This window comes from Aestuariivita sp. (assembly GCF_021404545.1).
In the GTDB taxonomy this organism is placed as follows: Bacteria; Pseudomonadota; Alphaproteobacteria; order Rhodobacterales; family Rhodobacteraceae; genus Aestuariivita.
On the sequence record NZ_JAAWWD010000040.1, the window covers coordinates 25,898 to 47,402 of the forward strand.

The 21,505-nt window shown below is 62.6% G+C and carries 20 protein-coding genes; 5 read left to right on the forward strand and 15 right to left on the reverse strand.

What is annotated here, in order from left to right; all coding sequences use genetic code 11:
- Positions 1–76 precede the first annotated feature (76 nt).
- Positions 77–772: a transcriptional repressor LexA gene (gene lexA / locus HEP69_RS13750; RefSeq protein WP_290559119.1), complete on the forward strand. Its 696-nt coding sequence runs from the start codon at positions 77–79 to the stop codon at positions 770–772.
- Here the strand turns inward: lexA and HEP69_RS13755 are convergent.
- Positions 766–2,844, reverse strand: a complete 2,079-nt coding sequence (locus HEP69_RS13755; RefSeq protein ID WP_290559120.1) for a ComEC/Rec2 family competence protein — start codon at positions 2,842–2,844, stop codon at positions 766–768. The two genes, lexA and HEP69_RS13755, sit on opposite strands and share 7 nt — an antisense overlap.
- Positions 2,845–2,923: 79 nt before the next feature.
- Between HEP69_RS13755 and gltX the strand changes: the two genes are divergently transcribed.
- Together gltX and gltA are read left to right on the forward strand one after the other, a co-directional pair.
- On the forward strand, positions 2,924–4,333 hold the full coding sequence (gltX, locus tag HEP69_RS13760) for a glutamate--tRNA ligase (protein ID WP_290559121.1): 1,410 nt from the start codon (positions 2,924–2,926) through the stop codon (positions 4,331–4,333).
- A 121-nt stretch (positions 4,334–4,454) separates the two neighbouring features.
- Positions 4,455–5,750, forward strand: a complete 1,296-nt coding sequence (gene gltA, locus HEP69_RS13765) for a citrate synthase (RefSeq protein ID WP_290559122.1) — start codon at positions 4,455–4,457, stop codon at positions 5,748–5,750.
- A gap of 8 nt (positions 5,751–5,758) precedes the next feature.
- Here the strand turns inward: gltA and HEP69_RS13770 are convergent, their stop codons facing one another.
- The 3 genes from HEP69_RS13770 to HEP69_RS13780 are packed head-to-tail and all read right to left on the reverse strand — an operon-like array spanning position 5,759 to position 6,651.
- On the reverse strand, positions 5,759–6,016 hold the full coding sequence (locus tag HEP69_RS13770; RefSeq protein ID WP_290559123.1) for a hypothetical protein: 258 nt from the start codon (positions 6,014–6,016) through the stop codon (positions 5,759–5,761).
- Positions 6,017–6,031: 15 nt separating this feature from the next.
- Positions 6,032–6,190 carry a hypothetical protein gene (locus tag HEP69_RS13775; protein WP_290559124.1) on the reverse strand — a complete coding sequence of 53 codons (159 nt, stop codon included), beginning with the start codon at positions 6,188–6,190 and terminating at the stop codon, positions 6,032–6,034.
- A gap of 8 nt (positions 6,191–6,198) precedes the next feature.
- Positions 6,199–6,651: a serine hydrolase gene (locus tag HEP69_RS13780; RefSeq protein WP_290559125.1), complete on the reverse strand. Its 453-nt coding sequence runs from the start codon at positions 6,649–6,651 to the stop codon at positions 6,199–6,201.
- Positions 6,652–6,979: 328 nt separating this feature from the next.
- Here HEP69_RS13780 and HEP69_RS13785 point away from each other — a divergent pair, with 328 nt between their 5' ends.
- Complete coding sequence (locus HEP69_RS13785; protein WP_290559126.1) at positions 6,980–7,762, forward strand: LytTR family DNA-binding domain-containing protein; 783 nt, start codon at positions 6,980–6,982, stop codon at positions 7,760–7,762.
- Between the two features lie 40 nt (positions 7,763–7,802).
- On the opposite strand, the gene HEP69_RS13790 is transcribed toward HEP69_RS13785, so the two are convergent.
- From HEP69_RS13790 to HEP69_RS13835, 10 genes are all read right to left on the reverse strand, one after another.
- Positions 7,803–8,579 (reverse strand): enoyl-CoA hydratase-related protein, encoded by a 777-nt coding sequence (locus HEP69_RS13790; RefSeq protein WP_290559127.1) that lies wholly within the window; start codon positions 8,577–8,579, stop codon positions 7,803–7,805.
- Positions 8,580–8,657: 78 nt separating this feature from the next.
- Positions 8,658–9,134, reverse strand: coding sequence for a cytochrome c-type biogenesis protein (locus HEP69_RS13795; protein ID WP_290559128.1), 477 nt, complete (start codon positions 9,132–9,134; stop codon positions 8,658–8,660).
- Complete coding sequence (locus HEP69_RS13800) at positions 9,131–11,092, reverse strand: heme lyase CcmF/NrfE family subunit (protein ID WP_290559129.1); 1,962 nt, start codon at positions 11,090–11,092, stop codon at positions 9,131–9,133. Before HEP69_RS13800 ends, HEP69_RS13795 begins: the two co-directional genes overlap by 4 nt.
- Before the next feature lie 75 nt (positions 11,093–11,167).
- On the reverse strand, positions 11,168–11,746 hold the full coding sequence (locus HEP69_RS13805; protein WP_290559130.1) for a holin family protein: 579 nt from the start codon (positions 11,744–11,746) through the stop codon (positions 11,168–11,170).
- Positions 11,737–12,357 (reverse strand): holin-associated N-acetylmuramidase, encoded by a 621-nt coding sequence (locus tag HEP69_RS13810; protein WP_290559131.1) that lies wholly within the window; start codon positions 12,355–12,357, stop codon positions 11,737–11,739. Before HEP69_RS13810 ends, HEP69_RS13805 begins: the two co-directional genes overlap by 10 nt.
- Positions 12,358–12,495: 138 nt before the next feature.
- Positions 12,496–12,987, reverse strand: a complete 492-nt coding sequence (gene ccmE / locus HEP69_RS13815; protein WP_290559132.1) for a cytochrome c maturation protein CcmE — start codon at positions 12,985–12,987, stop codon at positions 12,496–12,498.
- 7 nt (positions 12,988–12,994) lie between these two features.
- Entirely contained in the window at positions 12,995–14,023 is a 1,029-nt protein-coding gene (argC, locus tag HEP69_RS13820; RefSeq protein ID WP_290559133.1) for an N-acetyl-gamma-glutamyl-phosphate reductase, read from the reverse strand.
- Between the two features lie 73 nt (positions 14,024–14,096).
- The gene (gene murI / locus HEP69_RS13825) at positions 14,097–14,906 is read right to left on the reverse strand and encodes a glutamate racemase (protein ID WP_290559134.1); all 810 of its coding nucleotides are present in this window, start codon (positions 14,904–14,906) and stop codon (positions 14,097–14,099) included.
- 5 nt (positions 14,907–14,911) lie between these two features.
- A complete protein-coding gene (locus tag HEP69_RS13830) occupies positions 14,912–15,790 on the reverse strand; it encodes a lysophospholipid acyltransferase family protein (protein WP_290559135.1) in 879 nt (292 codons plus the stop codon).
- An 81-nt stretch (positions 15,791–15,871) separates the two neighbouring features.
- Positions 15,872–19,291 carry an indolepyruvate ferredoxin oxidoreductase family protein gene (locus tag HEP69_RS13835; RefSeq protein ID WP_290559136.1) on the reverse strand — a complete coding sequence of 1,140 codons (3,420 nt, stop codon included), beginning with the start codon at positions 19,289–19,291 and terminating at the stop codon, positions 15,872–15,874.
- A 169-nt stretch (positions 19,292–19,460) separates the two neighbouring features.
- Here HEP69_RS13835 and HEP69_RS13840 point away from each other — a divergent pair, with 169 nt between their 5' ends.
- Positions 19,461–20,366, forward strand: a complete 906-nt coding sequence (locus tag HEP69_RS13840) for a LysR family transcriptional regulator (RefSeq protein ID WP_290559137.1) — start codon at positions 19,461–19,463, stop codon at positions 20,364–20,366.
- Positions 20,367–20,544: 178 nt separating this feature from the next.
- Here the strand turns inward: HEP69_RS13840 and HEP69_RS13845 are convergent, their stop codons facing one another.
- A complete protein-coding gene (locus tag HEP69_RS13845) occupies positions 20,545–21,390 on the reverse strand; it encodes an aminoglycoside phosphotransferase family protein (protein WP_290559138.1) in 846 nt (281 codons plus the stop codon).
- Between the last annotated feature and the right edge of the window lie 115 nt (positions 21,391–21,505).

A 21,505-nucleotide genomic window follows, 5' to 3' on the forward strand; every position in this document is an offset into this window, starting at 1 on the left:
CTCAACATCCCAAGTTGACACAAACCGTGAACATGACTAGAACAAACGGTAACCCACTCAGATGAGGTAACCGAGCATGCTTACCAAGAAACAACTGGATCTGCTGGAATTCATCCACAAGCGCGTGCAGCGCGACGGTGTGCCGCCCAGCTTTGATGAAATGAAACTGGCGCTGGATCTGCGCTCCAAATCAGGCATCCATCGCCTGATTACCGCGTTGGAGGAGCGTGGCTTTATCCGGCGTCTCGCGCACCGCGCCCGTGCGATTGAGATTGTGAAATTGCCCGACTCGCTGAGTGGAAACGCCCGCGCAGGCTTTACCCCGCGTGTGATCGAGGGGGATCGGCCCGATACCACGCCCGCCAATGCACAGCCTGTGGACATTCATGCGGTCGAATTGCCTGTCATGGGACGGATCGCCGCCGGTGTGCCGATTGCCGCCATCAGTGAGGTCTTGCATCAGGTCGCGGTGCCCGCACAGATGCTGTCGGGCTCGGACAATCACTATGCGCTTGAAGTCAAAGGCGATTCGATGATCGACGCCGGGATCAACGATGGCGATGTGGTGGTGATCCGCGAGACCTCGACCGCCGATAATGGCGATATCGTCGTGGCCCTGGTCGAGGATCAGGAGGCAACGCTGAAACGCTTTTTCCGCAAAGGCAACGCCATAGCACTGGAGGCAGCCAACCCGGCCTATGAACCGCGCTTGCTGCCCGATGATAAGGTCAAGGTGCAAGGTCGGCTCGTGGGTCTGATCCGCACCTATTGATCGCCGCCTGAGCCCGATGACGCAGTCCGCAAGGCCCCTGCAGGGGCGCGTGTGCCACTCCAGAGGCGGGTTCCCGTCACCTCCCGCGCCGTGATCAGCATACCATTGTGCAGCGCCATGCTGCCCAGTGATTTCAGACGCGCGGGGCCATAAAGATCGCAGGCGCCCGAAACGGTGACCTCGGCGGCGCTCACGATCAGCTGACCCGGCCTGCATTCGTTGAACCCGCGTGCGGCGCGCTTGCCGGTCAGGTGGATCACTTCCCATCCGCCGACCCGTGCACGCGCGACGCCACCACTGTCGGCCCAACGCGCGGCGGCCGTCGGTTGCGGCACCGGATCACCATCGTTTTCCAGCCAGGTCCGCGCCACGAATCCTGCCCCGCGCGGTTTTGAGACAGCCCGCCCCGCCTCGGTCATGATGCCGATCAACTGCCCGCCTTCGGCGATCAGGACCTGGGGCCGCTCCGACGCCGCCCACAACAGGACCGCCAGACCCATCGGCACAACCCCCAGGGCCCGCGCCCGCCCCTGCCAGAGCACCACAAAGAGCGCACCCAGAGCCAGGAGCGGCAGCACCGGGCCATCGGGGCTGGCCACAAACGACCGCGCACCCTCCAGACCGGCAACACGTTCCGCCACCCAGAGGATCCACCGGATCCCCCACCCCATGACCCACAGGCCCACTGCCTCGAGCCCGAACGGGGCAAGGCACACCGCAAGCACCGCCGCCGGCACCACCACGGTCCCCATCAGCGGCACTGAGAGGAAATTGGCCAAGAGACCATAATGCGCGATGGCGTTGAAATGCGCCGCCCCCACCGGTGCCGTCGCCGCCCCCGCAATGAACGACGACAGGAGCACGCCCAGAGCGGCCTGCAGCCAACCGGGGCCCGGCAGGCTCCAGTTCTGGTCGCGCATCACCCCGTAGGTCGCAACCAATGCGGTCGTCGCGGCAAAGGACATCTGGAACCCTGGCCCCATCAGCGCCTCGGGGCGCAAAGCCAGCACGATCAGCGCCGCCAACGCCACCGACCGCAAGGAAAAGGCCCGGCGGTCGACCATCACGGCCACCAGCATGACGGCGGCCATGACAAAGGCCCGCTCGGTCGCGACATTTCCGCCCGAAAGCGTCAGGTACCCCGCAGCGGCGGCCAATGCACCGCCTGCGGCCAGTTTGCGCGTCGGCCAGCGCAGTGCGAGATAGGGGATCAGCGCCAGCCCATAGCGCAGGATGGCATAGACGAACCCGGCCAACAGCCCCATATGCAACCCCGAGATTGCCAGCAGATGCGCAGTGTTGGACGCCCGCAGCCAATCCAGCGCCTCCTGACTGACCCCGCTGCGATCACCGGTCGTGACTGCCGCGCCAAACCCGCCGATATCGCCGCCCTGCACCTCGATGATGCGGGCCGATGCCGCCATTCGCAGCGCCAGCACCCGCACGCCCGCGCGTCCCTCTTGCGCCGGGGCGGCCAGCAGAACCGGGTTACGCGTATATCCGACGGCCCCAAGTCCCTGAAACCAGGCATGGCGGCGAAAGTCGAACCCTCCCGGCTCCACCGGCCCGCCGGGGGGCGAAAGGTGACCTGTGGTCATGATCCGCTGACCGGGCCGGATCGCAAATCCGGGCGCGTCCCCATGCAGGGCAATGCGTACCTGATCCGGGGCCTTGGCCCGCGAGACACGCTCCAGCACGACCTGGTCCAGGCGCACGCGCACTGCGTCCGAGGATGAGCGGTCCAGACCCACGACCCGCCCTTCGATCGGGCCATAATAGCGCCAGTCGAGCACCGGACCGGCGACGGCATGGGTGCGCAGACCGGCCGCCGAAAACCCCAATACCGCAAGGCAGACGGCCCATCCCAGCGCCGCAAGGCCACCAGGCCAGCGCAGCGCCAGCAGCGCCGCGGCCACCCCCACACACAGGGCCACAGCATAGTGGATCGGCCCCGGCTCGAACCGCAGCGCGAAGAAGACCCCGATGCCGCAGGCCAAACAGATCGGCGCCCACGGAAAGAGATGCCCGCGCTGGGTCAGCAGGATCAGATCCAACCGCGCAACAAGACGCATACTTGCCCCCAAAGGCCGGGATCGCTAGACAGTTCCGGACCCTACTCCCCACATGGTTATCAAAAGGTAAACTCGCCTCATGTCCGCGCCTGTCGTCACCCGTTTTGCTCCCTCGCCCACCGGATTTCTGCATATCGGCGGCGCGCGCACGGCGCTTTTCAACTGGCTTTACGCACGGGGGCGGGGCGGCAAATTCCTGCTCAGGATCGAGGATACGGACCGCGCCCGTTCGACGCCCGAAGCGACGGATGCCATCCTTCAGGGGTTGAGCTGGCTGGGACTTGACTGGGATGGGGACCCGATCAGCCAGTTCGCACGCGCCGACCGGCATGCGGAGGTGGCGCGGGATCTGCTGGCCAAGGGCCATGCCTATAAATGCTTTGCCACCCAGGAGGACATTACATCCTTTCGCGAGGCTGCCCGGGCCAAGGGAACCTCGACCCTCTATCGCTCGCCCTGGCGTGACGCCGATCCCGCGACCCATCCCGATGCGCCCTTCGTCCTTCGCATCAAGGCCCCGCAAGAGGGCAGGACAGTGATCGCCGATCAGGTGCAGGGAGATGTGACGATCCGCAACGATCAGCTGGACGATATGGTATTGCTGCGGTCGGACGGAACGCCCGTCTATATGCTGGCGGTTGTGGTGGATGACCACGATATGGGCGTGACCCATGTGATCCGGGGCGACGATCACCTCAACAACGCGGCGCGGCAGATGATGATCTATCGGGCGATGGGCTGGGAGATCCCCGTTTGGGCGCACATTCCCTTGATCCACGGACCCGACGGCAAAAAACTGAGCAAACGCCACGGCGCCCTGGGCGCGCAGGAGTATCAGGCCATGGGATACCCGGCGGCAGGCATGCGCAACTATCTTGCGCGGCTGGGCTGGAGCCACGGAGATGACGAGTTCTTCACCGATGCCCAGGCCCGCGACTGGTTCGATCTGGATGGCATCGGCAAAAGCCCCGCACGTTTCGATATCAAGAAGCTGGAAAACCTGTCGGGCCAGCATATCGCAATCACGGATGATGCTGCATTGCAGCGTGACATCGTCGCCTATTTGCATGCGGCTGGGCAAAACGCCCTGACCGAGGCTCAGGTAACCGATTTGGGCCGTGCGATGTATTGCCTCAAGGATCGCGCGCGCACTTTTTCAGAACTCCTTGAAAAGGCACACTTTGTTCTGGCGTCACGTCCGATTGAACCGGATGAGAAGGCCGCCAAGGCCCTTGATTCAGTATCCCGTGGTATACTGTCAGAATTGACGCCGCATCTGCAAAGTGCTAGCTGGACGCGGAACGACCTGGAGGAGGTTCTGAATGCCTTTGCCGAGGCGCAGGGAACCAAGTTCGGCAAATTGGCAGGTCCGCTGAGGGCTGCGCTGGCCGGACGATCAGTGACCCCTTCGGTTTTCGACATGATGCTGGTTCTGGGACAAGAGGAAAGCCTCGCCCGTCTGGCACAGGCGGCACAGGGCGGTGCGTAACAAACCGTTCACACTGCCACAGTAACACCGGCCATGCGTCTGAGTTTTTTGGCGCGATATTGGCCCAAGCGTGGGACCGGCAGGGGCCGGGCCGCGCCGCTGGACAAAGAAAGGGACAGCCATGACTGATGCCAAGAAATCCGCCACTTTGACAATTGGCGATCAAAGCTATGCCTTGCCGATATTCTCGCCCACCGCAGGGCCGGACGTGATCGATATCCGCAAGCTTTATGGCGAGGCGGGCGTGTTCACCTATGATCCGGGGTTCACATCGACCGCATCGTGCGATTCGACCATCACCTTCATTGATGGCGGCAAGGGAGAGCTGTTGCACCGCGGCTATCCGATTGATCAGCTTGCCAGCAAATCACATTACCTCGAAATCTGCTATCTGTTGCTTTACGGCGAATTGCCGACTGCCGCCGCGCTCGAAGATTTCGAGCTGACGATCACCCGGCACACCATGCTGCACGAACAGATGGTGAATTTCTTCCGCGGCTTCCGGCGTGACGCGCATCCGATGGCGATCATGGTGGGTGTCGTGGGCGCGATGTCCGCGTTCTACCATGACAGCACCGATATCGCCGATCCCCAGCAGCGCGAGATTGCCTCGCACCGGCTGATCGCCAAGATGCCCACAATTGCCGCCTGGGCGTATAAATACTCCATCGGCCAGCCTTTCGTCTATCCGCGCAACGATCTCGATTATGCGGCCAACTTCCTGCATATGTGCTTTGCCGTCCCGGCCGAGGAATATCATGTCGATCCGATCCTCAGCCGCGCGATGGACCGCATCTTTATCCTGCATGCCGATCACGAGCAGAACGCCTCGACCTCGACCGTGCGGCTTGCGTCCAGTTCCGGGGCCAACCCGTTTGCCTGTATCGCGGCAGGCATCGCCTGCCTTTGGGGCCCGGCCCATGGCGGTGCCAATCAGGCCTGTCTGGAAATGCTCAAGGAAATCGGGACGGTTGACCGGATCCCCGAATTCATAGCGCGGGCCAAGGACAAGGACGACCCGTTCCGCCTGATGGGATTTGGCCACCGGGTCTATAAGAACTTCGATCCGCGCGCGACAGTGATGAAGCAATCCGCCGATGAGGTTCTGGATCTGCTGGGGATCGAGAACAACCCCCTTTTGCAGGTCGCAAAGGAACTGGAGCGGATCGCGCTGGAGGATGAGTATTTCGCCGAAAAGAAGCTCTTCCCCAATGTCGACTTCTATTCCGGCATCATTCTTGAGGCGATGGGCTTTACCACGTCGATGTTCACGCCGATCTTCGCGCTGAGCCGCACGGTGGGCTGGATCAGCCAGTGGAAAGAGATGATCGCCGATCCGCAAAACAAGATCGGCCGTCCGCGCCAGCTCTATCTGGGCGAGACCGCGCGGGATTATGTGGATATCGAGAACCGCTGATCGACCTCTCAAAGCGCTGAAAGCCGTCCCGGATTGGGGCGGCTTTTTTCCTTGTCCGGAAGGGCCCGCCGCGCCGGACCTCTACCCCCCCCTGGATCCCCGGCCCCGGCAATCGCGCGAAAGACCTCGACCGTTTCGTGATCGCGGATGTCGAAATCGTAATCCACGCTGGTTTTTACGATCACCAATGCGCGGGTGCGGTCCACATAGAGGTATTGGCCCCAGATACCGATAGCGAGGACCTCGTCACGCGGGTTTTCGGGCACCCACCAGTGATACCCCTACCCAAAGGTCCAGGACGAGGCCGGGTTGTCGCCCGGCTCCAGATGCGGCGCAAAGGGCCGGGTCGACCGCGCGACCCAATCGCGTTGCACGATTTGCGTGCCGTCCCGCCCACCGTCCTCCAGAAACTGGCGCGCGAACCGACCGTAATCGCGCAACGCGGCATTCAGACAGCAAAACAGCAGAACAACCCCGGCCCGCCCGGTGCCCCAGAACGCGTCCGCATCGGCCCCCAGAGACGGGTTTCGAGATAGCTCTGCGCAGGCATGCCTGTCGCGGCCTCCAGCACCAGGCCCAAGGCAATACTGTCTGAGCTGATATGGTCGTTATAGGCGCCAGGCACACGCACGCGCTCCAACCCGGCCAGCGTCTCTGTCATCGGTATGCCGACCGCCAACGTGAAAAAGAGCCGGTTCACATCCGAAATCGGACTGTCATAGGCCTTGTCGAAGGCCACGCCAGAGGACATGGTCAGCGCATCGCGGATCGTCACGCCCATCCGGTACTCCTCATGCGTGATGGCGCCTTGCCGGATGACCAAGAGACCGGTTGTGACCGTCTCGTCCAGAAACCCGGAGATCTGGTGAGGTTCGCCATGATAGACATATGTCTCTGGCACGGGGTGCGTGGCCTTCTCACCCCCCCAAGACAGACGGCCTTGCCTGAACGTCGCGATACGGCAAGGCCCTGTCCATAGCGCGGAAAGCCTCCACCCTGTTCGCCTCGAAGAACTGCGTATTGCCCGCCCAATAGAGCGAATCTCGCAGCCAGATCCCGCCGCCGATCGCGAGAATGAGGAGAAGGCCAAGAACGCCGAGGCCGATGCGCAGGGCCAGGCGTTTCGCGATATTTGTATGCCTTTCGTGCTTTTGGTCATGTCCGGCCTTTGGGTATGATCGCGCAATCCCTTTTCAAAGCGGCGAGTCGTCAATGACATATAGAATCTCGTGAACGATACGCCGATCCGCTTTGCCCTGAGCGAGGCGCGAACGCTGGGCCAAAGCGCGCGCTTCTGGCTGATCCTTTTTACGGTGACGGCCCTCATCGCGCTGACCGGGCCCTTTGGCACCTATCTGTCGATGTCCCTGCCCGAGCGCGTGCTCTATTGGACCTGCGCTGCCTTGGGCGGGTTCTGGCTGGGCCTGCTCACGTCGATGACCCTGTCCACGTGGCTTGAGGATCTGGGGCTTGGGCCGTACCTTTCCATCGGTCTTGGCGGGCTCGGTGGGGGTGGCGCGATCGCGGTCCTGCTGGGTGGGCTGGAGGTCGTGTTCTCCGGCGACCCATTCCTGGGCGCCACCTGGCGGATGCTGCCCAATGCCTGCATCATCGCCGTGATGATCGCGGGGCTATACGAGGTGATCGCGACAAGGCAGGCAGATCCTCCCCCGCACCCCGAAACCCTCGGGACTGGCCCCGATTGGCGTGCACGGCTTCCAGCGCAGATCGGGCAGGACCTGATCCTGCTGCATGCGCAGGATCACTATGTCCGAGCGCAAACCACCCTTGGAGAGGCGCTTGTCCGAAGCTCGATGACCCAGGCCGCAGACGCGTTGGGCCCGCTTGGAATGCGCGTACATAAATCCTGGTGGGTTGCCTTTGCCCAAATGGACCGGGTGGTCTACCGCGACGGCGCGCCGAAACTGATGCTCAGATCAGGTGAAGCGATTCCCGTCGGGCGCAGCTATCGGCGCGATGTGCGCACTGCCATGCGCGCCCGGTCTGACTGACCCGGGCGCAACGGCAGATCATCCCACGATGAGCGAGACCTCAGCGCCCCTCGAACCGGGCGGGGCGTTTTTCGGTAAAGGCCAGGACCCCTTCCTTGAAGTCGCGCGACTTGCCGCAGGCACCTTGCAATTTCGCCTCTTGGGTCAGCTGTGCATCGAGCGTGTTGTCCCAGCTGCCGCGAATGGCCTCCTTGACCGCCCTGTAGGCTTCGGTCGGACCCGATGCGAGATGGGCGGCCCGGGCCTTCCAACTGGCCTCAAATGACGACGCAGGCACCGCTTCCCAGATCATGCCCCAGTCATCGGCCTGACGCGCGGTGATCTTGTCGGCGAACAGGGCCGCGCCCATCGCCTTGGCCGATCCCATCTGGCGCGGCATGAAATAGGTTCCGCCCGCATCGGGGATCAGACCGATCCGGGTAAAGGCCTGGAGGAAATAGGCCTCTTCGGACGCGATGACCACATCGGCGGCCAACGCCATATTGGCCCCGGCCCCGGCAGCCGCACCGTTCACCGCCGCGATCGTCGGCACCGGGCAATCATAGATCGCGCGCAGCATCGGACCGTATTCATCGCGCAGCGTCCGTTCCAGATCGAGGTTTGCGGCGCTTGCCCGGTCGCCCAGATCCTGGCCCGAACAAAAGGCCTTGCCTGCGCCGGTAATCACCAGCACCCGCGCCGCCTGCCCCGCCGCCCTGGCGGCATGGGCGACCTCGGCCCGCATCTGCGTGGTCAGCGCGTTGTACTTTTCCGGCCGGTTCAGCGTCAGAACGGCCACGCCGTCGGTGGTTTCAAGCGTGATGGTCTGGTAGTCCATGACCGGTCTCCCCTGCGATCCTTGTCGTTCGGGGGACACTCTACGGATCGCGCGCCGGAGCGCCAGCCCAACCGCGCGTCATTCCTCTAGAATACGTTTGAGCCGCGCGCTCTCTTCCGGGCTCAGCCCGGCCTCCTGCAAGGGTTCGGCCTTTTCGCGGCCACGCAGATAGGTGAACGCGACCGCCGCCGCCAGCAGCAGCATGAAGGGCCCCGCCGCCCATAAAAGCCAGTTCGAGCCGGTGAATTTGGGCTGAAGCAGCACATATTCGCCATACCGGTCGACCACGAAGGTGATCACCTCGTCATCATCGTCTCCGGCCACCAGCCGTTCACGCACCAAAAGGCGCAGGTCACGGGCCAGATCGGCATTGCTTTCATCGATGCTTTCGTTCCGGCAAACCAGACATCTGAGCCCCTTGGAAAGCTCGCGCGCTCGCTCCTCAAGGGCCGGATCGGCAAGGATCTCGTCGGGTTGAACGGCCTGCACGGGTACTGCAAGAACCGGCAACGCCAGAACAAGGCCCAGCACCGTCGCTTGGATCCAGCCCCTCATTCCGCGGGCACCCCGTCCGGCACCTTGCGCGCCCCTGCCGCCACCCGGAACCGCCGATCGGTCAGACTGAGAAGCCCGCCCAGTGACATCAGAAGCGTGCCTGCCCACATCCAGTTCGCGAACGGTTTGACGTAAGTCCGGATCACCCAGCCGCCATTGGCCTGCGGATCGCCGATCACCACATAAACGTCGCGGAACACGCGGTAATCAATCGCCGCTTCGGTTGTGGGCATCTGGGCTACTGGATATTCCCGCTTTTCCGGGCGCAGCTGACCCAGCGCGCGCCCGTTCTTTTCGAGCGTGATAAAGCCCATCGTGGAGTAGTAATTGGGTCCCTGAACATCGCGCACATCGTCAAGCGTCATGGTGAACCCGGCCACCTCGAAGGTTTCGCCGATCTGGACCACGCGGATGTCGTCCTGTTTCCATGCGACCAGCCCACAGATGGCGAAAAAGGTCACACCCATGCCGAAATGCGCGGTAGCCTTGCCCCAATCGGCGCGCGGCAGACGGGTCAACCGGCTCAGATCGCGGGTTTTTCCTGTGCGCGACCACAGATCGATCACCGCACCCATGGTGATCCATGCGCCCATAAAGACGCCCAGCGGACCCAGCGCACTGCGATCTGTCTGGATTGCCCAGACCAGCGCACCGAGGGCCAGCGCAAACACAAAGGGAATGCGCAACGGACGCCAGGCCTTGCCCAGCGATCCGCGTTTCCAGGGGATCATCGCCCCAACCGGCAGGATCAGACCCAACACCACCATGAACGGCGTGAACGCCATGTCGAAGAACGGCGGCCCGACGGTCAGCTTGCGGTCAAAGAACATCTCGGCAATCACCGGCCACATGGTGCCGACAAAGACCACGAAACAGCTCACCGCCAACAGGACGTTATTGGCCAGAAGAGCGCTCTCGCGGCTGACGACGCCAAAGACGCCCTTGGCCTCCATCGCGCGGGCGCGCAGGGCATACAAGGTCAGCGCGCCACCGGTGAAGAACACCATGATCATCAGGATAAAGACGCCCCGCTCAGGGTCATTTGCAAAGGCATGCACCGAGGTGAGCAGCCCCGAGCGGACGATGAACGTCCCCACAAGGCTGAACCCGAATGCCAGGATCGCCAACAGGATGGTCCAGCTTTTCAGCGCCTCGCGTTTTTCCACCACGATCGCCGAATGAAGCAGCGCCGCCGCCAGCAGCCAGGGCATGAACGAAGCATTCTCGACCGGATCCCAGAACCAGAAACCGCCCCAGCCCAGCTCGTAATAGGCCCACCAGGACCCCATGCCGATGCCGATGGTCAAAAACACCCAGGCCGCCAGTGTCCAGGGGCGCACCCAACGTCCCCAGGCGGCGTCCACGCGCCCCTCTATCAGGGCAGCCACCGCAAAGGAGAACGCCATCGAAAGGCCGACATATCCCAGATAGAGGAACGGCGGGTGAAACGCCAAACCCGGATCCTGCAAAAGCGGGTTCAGATCCTGCCCGTCCAGCGGCGGCACGGCCAGTCGCAAAAACGGGTTCGAGGTAAAGATGATAAAGGCGAAAAACGCAACGCCGATCGACGCCTGCACCGCCAGCACCCGCGCCTTGAGCGTGGGCGGCAGATTCCCCCCGAACCATGCAGCCATCGCCCCAAAGAGGGCAACGATCAGCACCCAAAGCAGCATCGACCCTTCGTGGTTCCCCCATGTGCCGGTGATCTTGTAGATCATCGGTTTGGCGGAATGGCTGTTCAGCGTCACCAGTCTGAGCGAGAAATCCGAAGTCACAAAAGCCCAGGTCAGCGCCGCAAAGGCAAAGGCGGTCAACAAGAACTGGATCATCGCGGCCGGTTCGGCCACCGCCATCCACCCTGTCCAGCGTTTATGCGCCCCGACCAGGGGAACGACGGTCTGCACAATCGCCACCATAAAGGCGAGGATGAGCGCGAAATGTCCAAGCTCTGTAATCATATGGCGAATATAGAGACCGCCGCAGGCCGCGCCAAACGCTTTCGGTGCGAATAGATCACATTGTCGCGGGCAGGCTCAGCGCAGGCGCGCGTTCTTCCAGGCATCCAAGGCGGGATTGGCATCCGCGCGCATCGCCGCAACGCCCAGATCGGCATCGACGCCGGTACCGGCAACGCCGGGTGTGTCTGCCCGCATTTCGCGCAATGTGCCGATATTGGCCATGACCTCTGGCACCCGCGCGATGGTTGTTGCCAGTTCGCGTTGAAAATCCTGGGACTTGGTCTGGTGGCGGGCCCCAAAGTAAAACGACACGATCACCCCCAGCAACCACCAAAGCGGCTCGGGCACCAGGGCAATGCCCTGCATCCGCTCGGCAAACCACAGCGGGTCGATCATCGCGGCCAGAAACAATCCCAAGGTCCCCAGTGCCAGCGCAGGGCGCGGCACCCGGTTGACCGCATCCATGATCCGGTCGAACCCGCCGCGGCGGGCGCCCGCGAATTCCGCCCCGAATTGCTGCATCGCCTGGGATTGCGCCGCCACCGCGCGCGCGGCTCCGGCCTCGGCATTTTCGCGAAAGACCTCCGCCGTCTCAACCACCACATTGCGCCCATCTCCAAACAGCGCGCTTAACAGACGCCCGATCAGACCCATGACGCCACCCGCGCGCGGAACGCGTCCCCACTCAGATGATAACGTGGGCTCAGGAACTCTTCGGCGCGCGTGATCCATCCGCCCTTGCCGCCCGCCCGGGTGCGCGCGTATTTGCGGCTGGCCGGACGGCGATCCGCGATGCGGAAGTAATAGTTGCGCCGCGCCACCCCATAGGCATCGCGCAGCGCAATCGGATCGGGCGCTGCCGCATCCTGCGCCGCCCCGGCCGTCTGGGGGCCAAGCGCGCCATCGACCGCTACCGCGTAACCCATGTCGCGCAAAAGCCGTTGCAGGATCTTGACCGCGTTGCCGCCCGCATTGACATACATGTCAAACACGCTGGGCCGCAAAATCTCCGGCAGAAGGCCGATCCGCGGTTTGTCAAAGTAATGCGTGATGAAGATCTCGACCGCCTGCGACCGGCTCAGCGCACGTATATCCGCCACGTCGATCTCACCATCGCCGGTCAGATCCAAACCCAACCGCCGCATGGTGTGGATCGTGACACCGAACTTGGTCGCCCCGCCGGGATCGTCGGGATCGTCGGGATCGTTCACAAACCCGCCCTCCCGGTCAACAATCTCTTCGGCAATCTGCCGTACTGTCATCATCGCGCAGCTCCCGTGTTTTCACGGCCCGACGCTGCCCAAAAATGATTAACGCGCGGCTAGAGCACCGCGCGCTTCAAACAGTCCCCTGCTTCTTCTTGCCAAAAATACGCGCCGAAGGCATGGCCCCGCAGGGGCCATTCAGCTGTCGCTGGCCGCCCCATACCCGGTCTCGCCGTAACCCGCGCCCTCCGAGCCCCGCTCTTTGTAGATACCTTGCTCCTTGAGCGCGTCGATCACCTCGGCGGGCATGTAGGTTTCGTCATGTTTGGCAAGGATTTCCGTGGCTTCAAAGACACCGTTGATATAGCTTCCTGTGCCCACCATGCCTTCATTCTCGGTAAACAGATCCGGCAGGACCCCCGTGAACGTCACCGGCACCGAGGCCCCGCCATCGGTCACCGAAAACCGAATGGTCTTGCCCTCACCGCGTATGATCGAGCCTTCCTCGACCAACCCGCCGATGCGAAATACCTCATCGGGCCCCGGCGGTTCGGCCATGATCTGACTGGGTGCGCGGAAAAAGTTGATGCCGTCGCGCATCGCATAGCCGATCATTGCCGTCGACAGGATCAGCGCCACGGTCGCCACCGCGATCACCTGGATCCGCCGCTGTTTCTTCAAGCTCTTCATGTCACCCTCATGGGAACAGGGGGGCCATCAACAGCCCTTCCGTCTCCGACTCACCTAAGATCAGGTTAGCATTTTGCAACGCCTGCCCACTGCTACCTTTTGTCAGGTTATCCAGCACCGTGACCACGATGGTCCGGCCCGTAATCCGGTCGGGCACCACGCCGATATGGCAAAAGTTCGAGCCGCGCACATGATGGGTCGAAGGTGTCTCGCCCAGAGGCAGCACGGCAAGAAACGGCTCATCGGCATAGGCCTCGGCAAAGGCCCGGTGGATCGCCTGCGCCTCGCCCCTCAGATAGGCCGTAGCCAGAATGCCCCGGTTGGCGGGGATCAGATGCGGGGTGAACTGAACCTGCACGGGCCGCCCCGCGAGGCGCGAGAACTCCTGATCGAACTCCCCCAGATGCCGGTGCGTGCCGCCCACCGCATAGGCGTGATAGCCCTCGGACAGTTCCGCATGCAGCAGGTTTTCCTTCAGCGACCGCCCTGCCCCCGACACTGCGCATTTCAGGTCCAGAATGATCTCATCGAGATCGATCACACCGGCGGCGATCAGCGGCCGCAGGGCGAACTGCCCCGCGGCCGCGTTACACCCCGTGCCCGCCACCAGCCGGGCCTGCGCGATCTGTTCGCGGTAGAACTCCGTCAGCCCGTAAACCGCCTCCCGCTGCATCTCCACCGCGCTATGGGCGTTGCCGTACCATGTGGCATAGGCCTCCGGGTCGCGCAGCCGGAAATCCGCCGAAAGGTCGATGATCTTTAGATCCGCAGGCAGGGCAGAAATCACCTGCTGGCTGGTTTTGTGGGGCAGCGCGCAAAAACACAGGTCAATCGCCGCAAAGTCGATCTCGTCGATCTTACAGAGCTTTGGCAGCTCCATATGGCGCAGATGCGGAAAAACCTGCGCCATGTGCATGCCTGCCTTACGGTCCGCAGCCAGGGCCGCGATCTCGATCGTGGGATGTCCGGCGATCAGCCGGATGAGTTCGGCGCCGGTATAGCCGGAGGCGCCCAGAATAGCGACGTTATGGGTCATGTTCGTGTCCGTTCTCGGATGCGCTGAATGAGGTCCAGCGTCAGGTCAACTGTCAAAAAGCAGGAAGAGGCCATCAGGCCGGGTCAAAAGCGATCCGTCGTCGCAAGAACTGCGTCGCGCGATCCGACACCTTGCGCGCATTGCCCGTGGTCAGGAACCCGGCATCGCCACTGCCCAGCATGTCAGGATGCCGGGTCAGATAATCGGCAAGGCTGTCGGCCACCAGATCGGCCTGAGAGAATACCCTGACATGCGCGCCCAATGCATCCTGAAACACGTCCGCCATCAGCGGATAATGCGTGCAGCCCAGAACGGCGGCCTGCGGATCGGGCATCTTGCGTTTGAGCGCATCCACATGGGAACGTACCAGCGCCTCGGCCAGGATCATGTCGCCTTCTTCAATGGCGTCGACCACGCCGCCACAGGCCTGCGCCTCTACATCCACGCCAATGGCGCGGAAGGCCAGTTCACGCTGAAACGCCCGGCTCGCCACCGTGGCGGGGGTCGCAAAAAGCGCCACATGCTGCACTGCGACCTCGCGCGGGGGGGAGTTGTCGCCCCATTGCCGTTCGGTCAGCGCCTCGATCAACGGCACGAACACGCCCAGCACGCGCTTGCCCGGGGGCAGACCGCCCTCCTGCATGCGCCGCAGCGCGGCGGCGGAGGCCGTGTTACAGGCCAGGATCACCAGATCGACGCCCCGGTCCCACAACGCGCGTACCGCCGTCTGGGTCAGATCATGGATATCGTCGGCATCGCGCACACCATAGGGGGCATGGGCGCTGTCGGCGAAATAGAGGAACTCCATCTCGGGCAGGCGCTTTTGCGCGGCGTCCAGAACGGTCAGACCGCCCAGACCGGAATCAAAAATACCAACAGCCATGGTGTTCAGGCGCGATGCCGTTCCTCGAATTCATAGCCGTAGTCATAAGACCTCAGCGGCTCTGGCGACAGCTCATACGTCGCTTTTCGCAGGAAATCCATCAGCGATTTGGTGTCTTTCGACATCGGATCCAGAATATCGCGACCGATGGGCTCTCCCACCACCACCCGCACCGGAGTGTCGACACGTTTCTTGAACTCCTTGATCAACAGACCCATCCGCAGCGTGTTGTGCATGTGGCTGGCGATCTGGAACAGCCGCGAGGTATGCCCCTCGAAGAACACCGGCACCACGGTGGCGCGGCTCTTGGCGATCATCCGCGCGGTAAACCCGCGCCAGCCCGGATCCATCGGCTGCGAGAACGGCTTGGCCGCCGTGCTGACCGTACCGCCGGGAAAGATCCCGATGGCCCCCCCCTCCGAAAGGTAATTCAACGCGCTCTTGCGCGTCTTCAGGTTCTGTTTGACGGCCTCCTTGGTCTCGTCAAACGAGATCGGCAGAATGATCCGGTTCAGATCCTCGGCCTTGCGGAACACCCGGTGCGCCAGAATACGGAAATCGCCGCGCGTCTCGCTCAGGATATGGCCCATCATCAGGCCATCCAGAATGCCGTAAGGGTGGTTCGCGATCAAAACCAGCGGCCCGTCCTGGGGAATGTTCGACAGCGCGCCGCCCGCGACATCAAGCGTCAGACCATAGCGGTCGGTCATCACCTCCCAGAAATCACGGCCCTTGGCCACTTCACGCTCGTACCCATCCGCGCGCTTGATCAGCCGCAGCCGCCCTGTGGTGTTTTCCATAAGGCGGATCATAACCCGACCACCCCGCGTTTCGGCGGAATGGGCATAGCTGATGTCGCGGGCGATGTGCCGACGTGCGGGCATGAGCCGCCCTCCGTTATCTCAACCGCTTCTTACGATTGAAATCACGTTCTGCCCAGCCCCTGTGACATCCGTGTGACGGTATTACTCGGCAGCCTTTGCCATCTGCGGCCCGCCCTGCCGGATCACGCTCAACAGTTCTTCGCGGCGTTTGGCGGCTTTGGCTTCGTTGGCCTCCTTGACAGGGCCAAAGCCCCGGATCTGTAGCGGCAGCTCGGCCAGCGCGATGATCGCCTCGCGGGTCTGATCGGTCAGTTTGGGCAGAACTTCTTTCATATCCGCCTCATATTGCTTGATCAGCGCGCGTTCCATCCTGCGTTCCGCCGTGCGCCCAAACGGATCGAGCGGCGTGCCCCGCAGACCCTTGAGCTTGGCCAGGATGCGGAAATTGCGCATCATGCCCGGCCCGTATTCCTTTTTCAGCGGACGTCCCTCGGGCCCCATCTTGGACAAGATCGGCGGGGCAAGATGGAATTTCATCTGGAAATCCCCGTCAAATTCGGCGCGCGCCTTTTCATAGGTCGACAGATGCAGCCGCGCGACCTCATATTCATCCTTATAGGCCAGCAGCTTGTGATAGCCCTTGGCCACCGCCTCTTTCAGCGCCGGATCCCCGATCTGGCCCAGCATTTTGGCATAGCGCTTGGCCAGCCGCTTGCCCTGATAGGCCACCAGATGATCGGCGCGATAGGCGATCTTTTCCTCCAGCGTCTTGGGCAGGGAGATGATCGTGGGTTTCAGGATCCTCTCGACCTCGGCTGGATAGAGCACCGCCCAGCGTCCGATATCGAAGGCGCGCAGGTTTTTCTCGACCGCAGCCCCGTTGAGATCAATCGCCGCCTGGATCGCATCGAGGCTGAGCGGGATCAGGCCGCGCTGCCAGGCCGCGCCAAAGACCATCATGTTGGAAAAGATCGAATCACCCATCGTCACCTTGGCCAGATCCGACGCATCGAAAAGATCGACACGATCCTGCAACCGGGCCTGCAAGGCCACCTGCAACCGATCCGAAGGCAGGGCAAATTCTGTGTCGCGGGTGAAATCGCCCGTGATAATCTCATGGCTGTTGACCACCGCTCCGGTCTGGCCGGTGCGCGTCAGCCCCAGCGTCTTGGATCCTGCGCTGACCACCAGATCGCCGCCGATCAGGGCATGCGCCTCGCCGGTCGCCACGCGGATGGCGCTGATATCGTCGGGGTTTTCGGCAATGCGGCAATGGATATGCACAGCGCCCCCTTTCTGGGCGAGGCCTGCCATCTCCATCATGCCCGCCCCCTTGCCGTCGATCTGTGCCGCTTGCGCCAGCACCGCGCCGATGGTGACAACGCCGGTGCCCCCCACCCCGGTGATCACCACGTTATGGGTGCCATCGATCACGGGCAGTTCGGCCAGCGGCAGTTCGGGCAGTTCCAGCGCCGTGGTCGCCTCTTTCTTCACCTTGGCCCCTTCCAGCGTGACAAAGGAGGGGCAGAACCCCTTGAGGCAGGAAAAATCCTTGTTGCATGAGGATTGGTCGATTGCGCGCTTGCGCCCCAGTTCGGTTTCCTTCGGCACGATAGAGACGCAGTTCGACTGCACCCCGCAATCGCCGCAGCCTTCGCAGACATCGGTGTTTATGAAGACGCGCCGATCGGGGTCGGGGAAGGTGCCGCGCTTGCGGCGGCGGCGCTTTTCGGCGGCGCAGGTCTGGACATAGACGATGGCGCTGACGCCGTCCTTGGTCTCCATCTCCTGCTGGACCTTCATCATCTCGATGCGCTCATGCAGCGGCACACCGGCGGGAAAGGCCTTGGGATCGACATCCTCTTTCTCGTCATAAACGACGGCGAGATGCTCGACCCCCATCGCCTTGAGCTCGGCCACGATCTGGGGGGCGGAAAGATCGCCCTCGTTGCTCTGCCCTCCGGTCATGGCGACCGCATCGTTGTAAAGGATCTTGTAGGTGATCTTGGTGCCCGCGGCCAAAGCGGCACGGATCGCCTGCACGCCGGAATGATTATAGGTGCCGTCGCCCAGGTTCTGAAACACATGATCGCGCTTGGAAAACGGCGCCTCGCCGATCCAGTTGGCGCCCTCGCCCCCCATATGGGTAAAGCCCAATGTCTCGCGATCCATCCACTGGACCATGAAATGGCAGCCGATCCCGGCATAGGCGCGGCTGCCTTCTGGTACCTTGGTTGAGGTGTTGTGCGGACAGCCCGAGCAGAAATAGGGCAGCCGCGAGGTGATCTCCTCGGCATTGTCAGAGCGGCGCGCCGCATCCAGTTCGGCCAGACCCGCGCGGATGCCAGCGGTCTCGCGCCCCTCCTCCAGCAGGATATCGCCCAGTTGCTGGGCGATCAGATGCGGGTTGAGATCGCCATGGGTCGGGAACAGCTCCTCGCGGTGCAGCGATCCCGCCCCGCCCTTGTACCAGCCATAGACGCGCCGCCCGCGCCGGTCGTCAAAGATCGCTTCCTTGATCTGCACCTCGATCAGCTTGCGCTTTTCCTCGACCACCACAATCAGGTCGAGCCCTTCGGCCCAGTCGTTGAACCCTTTCATATCCAGCGGGAAGGTCTGACCCACCTTGTAAAGCGTGATGCCCAGACGCTCCGCCTCGTTGGCGTCGATATTGAGCAGCGACATCGCATGGATCAGATCGAGCCAGTTCTTGCCCGCCGCGACAAAGCCGATCTTGGCACCGGGCTTGCCCCAGATCCGCTTGTCCATCTGGTTGGCATGCGAGAACGCTTCGGCCGCAAAGCGTTTGTGGCGCACCAGACGCTCTTCCTGTTGATGCCGGTCGTCGACGAGGCGGATGTTGAGCCCCCCCTCGGGCATATCGAAGGCGGGCGCCAGAAGGCGCATCCGATCCGGGCGGCCATCGACCACGGCGGTCGCCTCCACCGTGTCCTTCATCGTTTTCAGGCCGACCCAGAGCCCCGAAAACCGGCTCAGCGCATAGCCGTAGATCCCGTAATCCAGGATCTCCTGCACGCCTGCGGGGCTGACGATCGGCAGATAGGCATCCATAAGCGCCCATTCCGATTGATGCAGCACGGTGGAGCTTTCGCCGGTATGGTCATCGCCCATCGCCACCAGCACACCGCCCAGAGCGCTGGTCCCTGCCATATTGGCATGCCGGAACACATCGCCGGTGCGGTCCACCCCGGGCCCCTTGCCGTACCACAGGCCAAAGACCCCGTCATACTTGCCCTCGCCGCGCAGTTCGGCCTGTTGGCTGCCCCAGATCGCGGTCGCGGCCAGATCCTCGTTCAGGCCGGCCTGAAACGTCACATCCTGTGCCGCCAGATGTTTCGCGGCGCGCATCATCTGCATGTCGACCGCCCCCAGCGGAGAGCCGCGATACCCGGTCACCAGACCGGCGGTATTGTGCCCGGCGGCACGATCCCGCTCTCTCTGGATCAGCATCAGCCGCACAAGGGCTTGCGTTCCGTTCAACAGAACCTGATCTTTCTCAAGATCGAACCGGTCATTTAGCGAGATTTTTTGAGTGCTCATCTTGCGCCTCCCAACGCGGATGGACTTGCATATTCTACTATGGATAATAGGTCACAAATACTGACCCGACCACAAAAACCTGCAAAAAAACCGCAGCTTTGCCCCTGGCGGGGCTGACCTTGGCAAAGCGTTCCTATAAATCGGGACGAAGTATAAGAAAGTTTCAAACATGGACTGGGACAAACTCAGAATATTTCACGCGGTGGCGGATGCGGGCAGCCTGACCCATGCGGGTGACAAGCTGAATCTGTCACAATCGGCGGTCAGCCGCCAGATCCGCGCACTTGAAGAGGCGCTGAATGCCACCCTGTTTCACCGCCATGCGCGGGGCCTGATTCTCACCGAACAGGGGGAACTGTTGTTCGACGCCACCGCCGCGATGGCCAAACGGCTCGACGCCGCCGCCGCGCGCATCCGCGACAGCGAGGAGGAGGTGTTTGGCGAATTGCGGGTCACCACCACATTCGGCTTTGGCGCGCTGTGGCTCGCCCCGCGCCTGCCCAAGCTTTACGAGAAATACCCCGACCTCAAGGTCGATCTGATGTTGGAGGAGCGGGTCCTGGACCTGCCGATGCGCGAAGCCGATGTGGCCATCCGCATGAAAGAGCCCAGCCAGGCCGACCTGATCCGCAAGAAACTGATGTCGATCCGCATGGGGCTGTTTGCATCACGCGACTACCTTGACCGTGAAGGCACCCCGCAAGAGATCGACGATATTGCTGATCATCGACTGATCTGCCAAAGCCCCAGCTCGGCCCAGGTGGGCGCCGGGGCGTCATTGGTCCAGCACCTGATGACATTTGACATCCGGTCACTGTTGACCGTGAACAACTATTTCGGTGTGCTTCAGGGTGTGATCCATCATCTGGGCATCGGCGTGCTGCCCGATTACGTGACCGAGGATTTCCCCGATCTGGTACGCGTGCTGCCCGATCTGGCCAGCGCCGAGGTGCCGGTGTTTCTGGCCTACCCCGAAGAGCTGCGCCAATCCAAGCGGATCGCTGCCTTTCGGGACTTCGTACAGGATGAGATCATCCAGCATCGCAAGCAGCTCAGGCAGCTTGGCAAGCTCTGAGCCATGCATCCAGCGCATGGCGGACATGATGCAACTGCGGCAGAAAATCTCTTGATCGGACACAGACTGCACCCTAAATCATCAATTGAAGGTGATGGCGCCCAACGGCACATCATCTTCATACCTCCCTGTTGGACTTCGGCCGAGCTTAGTGCTCGGCCTTTTTTTTGGCGGTCGCTCAAGGCGCCCCAGAACACTCCAGCAAAACCGCAAGAAGATCGGCTTCGGGATCAGCGCGCAGAACCGTGCCATTGCGCCAGGCTATGGACAAAGCGCATTTTGCCGCCGCCCAACCCAACAGCCGTTCGCGCGGCACGTCGAACCCGCCTGCCCATTGCTCGGCCAGGCTGAGGATGCGGCGCGGATCGCGCACCAGATCCGGTTGATCCGCCGGGTGGCGGAACGCGTTGGCCAGCTCATAGGCCCTGTCACCGAACAGACCCTTGGCATCAAAGGCCACATAGCCCCGCGCCGAGGCCCGGATATTGTCATGGTGCAGATCGCCATGCAGCGGGTGCATATCGACGGCCTTGGCCATCAGCTCCGTGGCGACCCTCATGGCGCGTTGCATATCGTGGCGCAATTGAGGCGCGCAGTCGGCGGAAAAGGACAATCCCAAAAGCCCCTCGAACCAGGCATGCAGCCGGGGCAATGGCTGTGATGTGGTCACCGGCGACCGGTGCAAATGGCACGCAACGCTCAGCAACTCTGTTGCGGCGCACGCATCCCGGCCCTGTCTGGACAGATCGCCCAGCGACGGCCCCTCTAGCCACTCCATCAAAAGCGCCGCCTGATCATGGTCGAAAACCCGCACGACCCCGTGACCGTCCCAGGCCTCCAGAACGGCGCGCCCGGCGGTCTCATTGCCCATATGGCCCCGCCAGTAGTGCTTGAGCGCGGCGACGCCACCCTGTCTGCGCCGCACTTTGAAGATCCGTGCAATCGCGGTCTCGGCGATCAGTGTCGGATCGCTGATCCGGAACCGGGTCAGCATCGCGTCCGGGATCAAATCTGGCAGCGGCATGCGCCTGCTTAACAGGCCATCCCGCCTGGGAAAAGCGGCAAGGTTGCTGCCGCGCGATCCCCCTCTTTCCCCCGTCCGCGTAAGCCGCTAAAGACAGCGGCAACTGCCAAGGGGG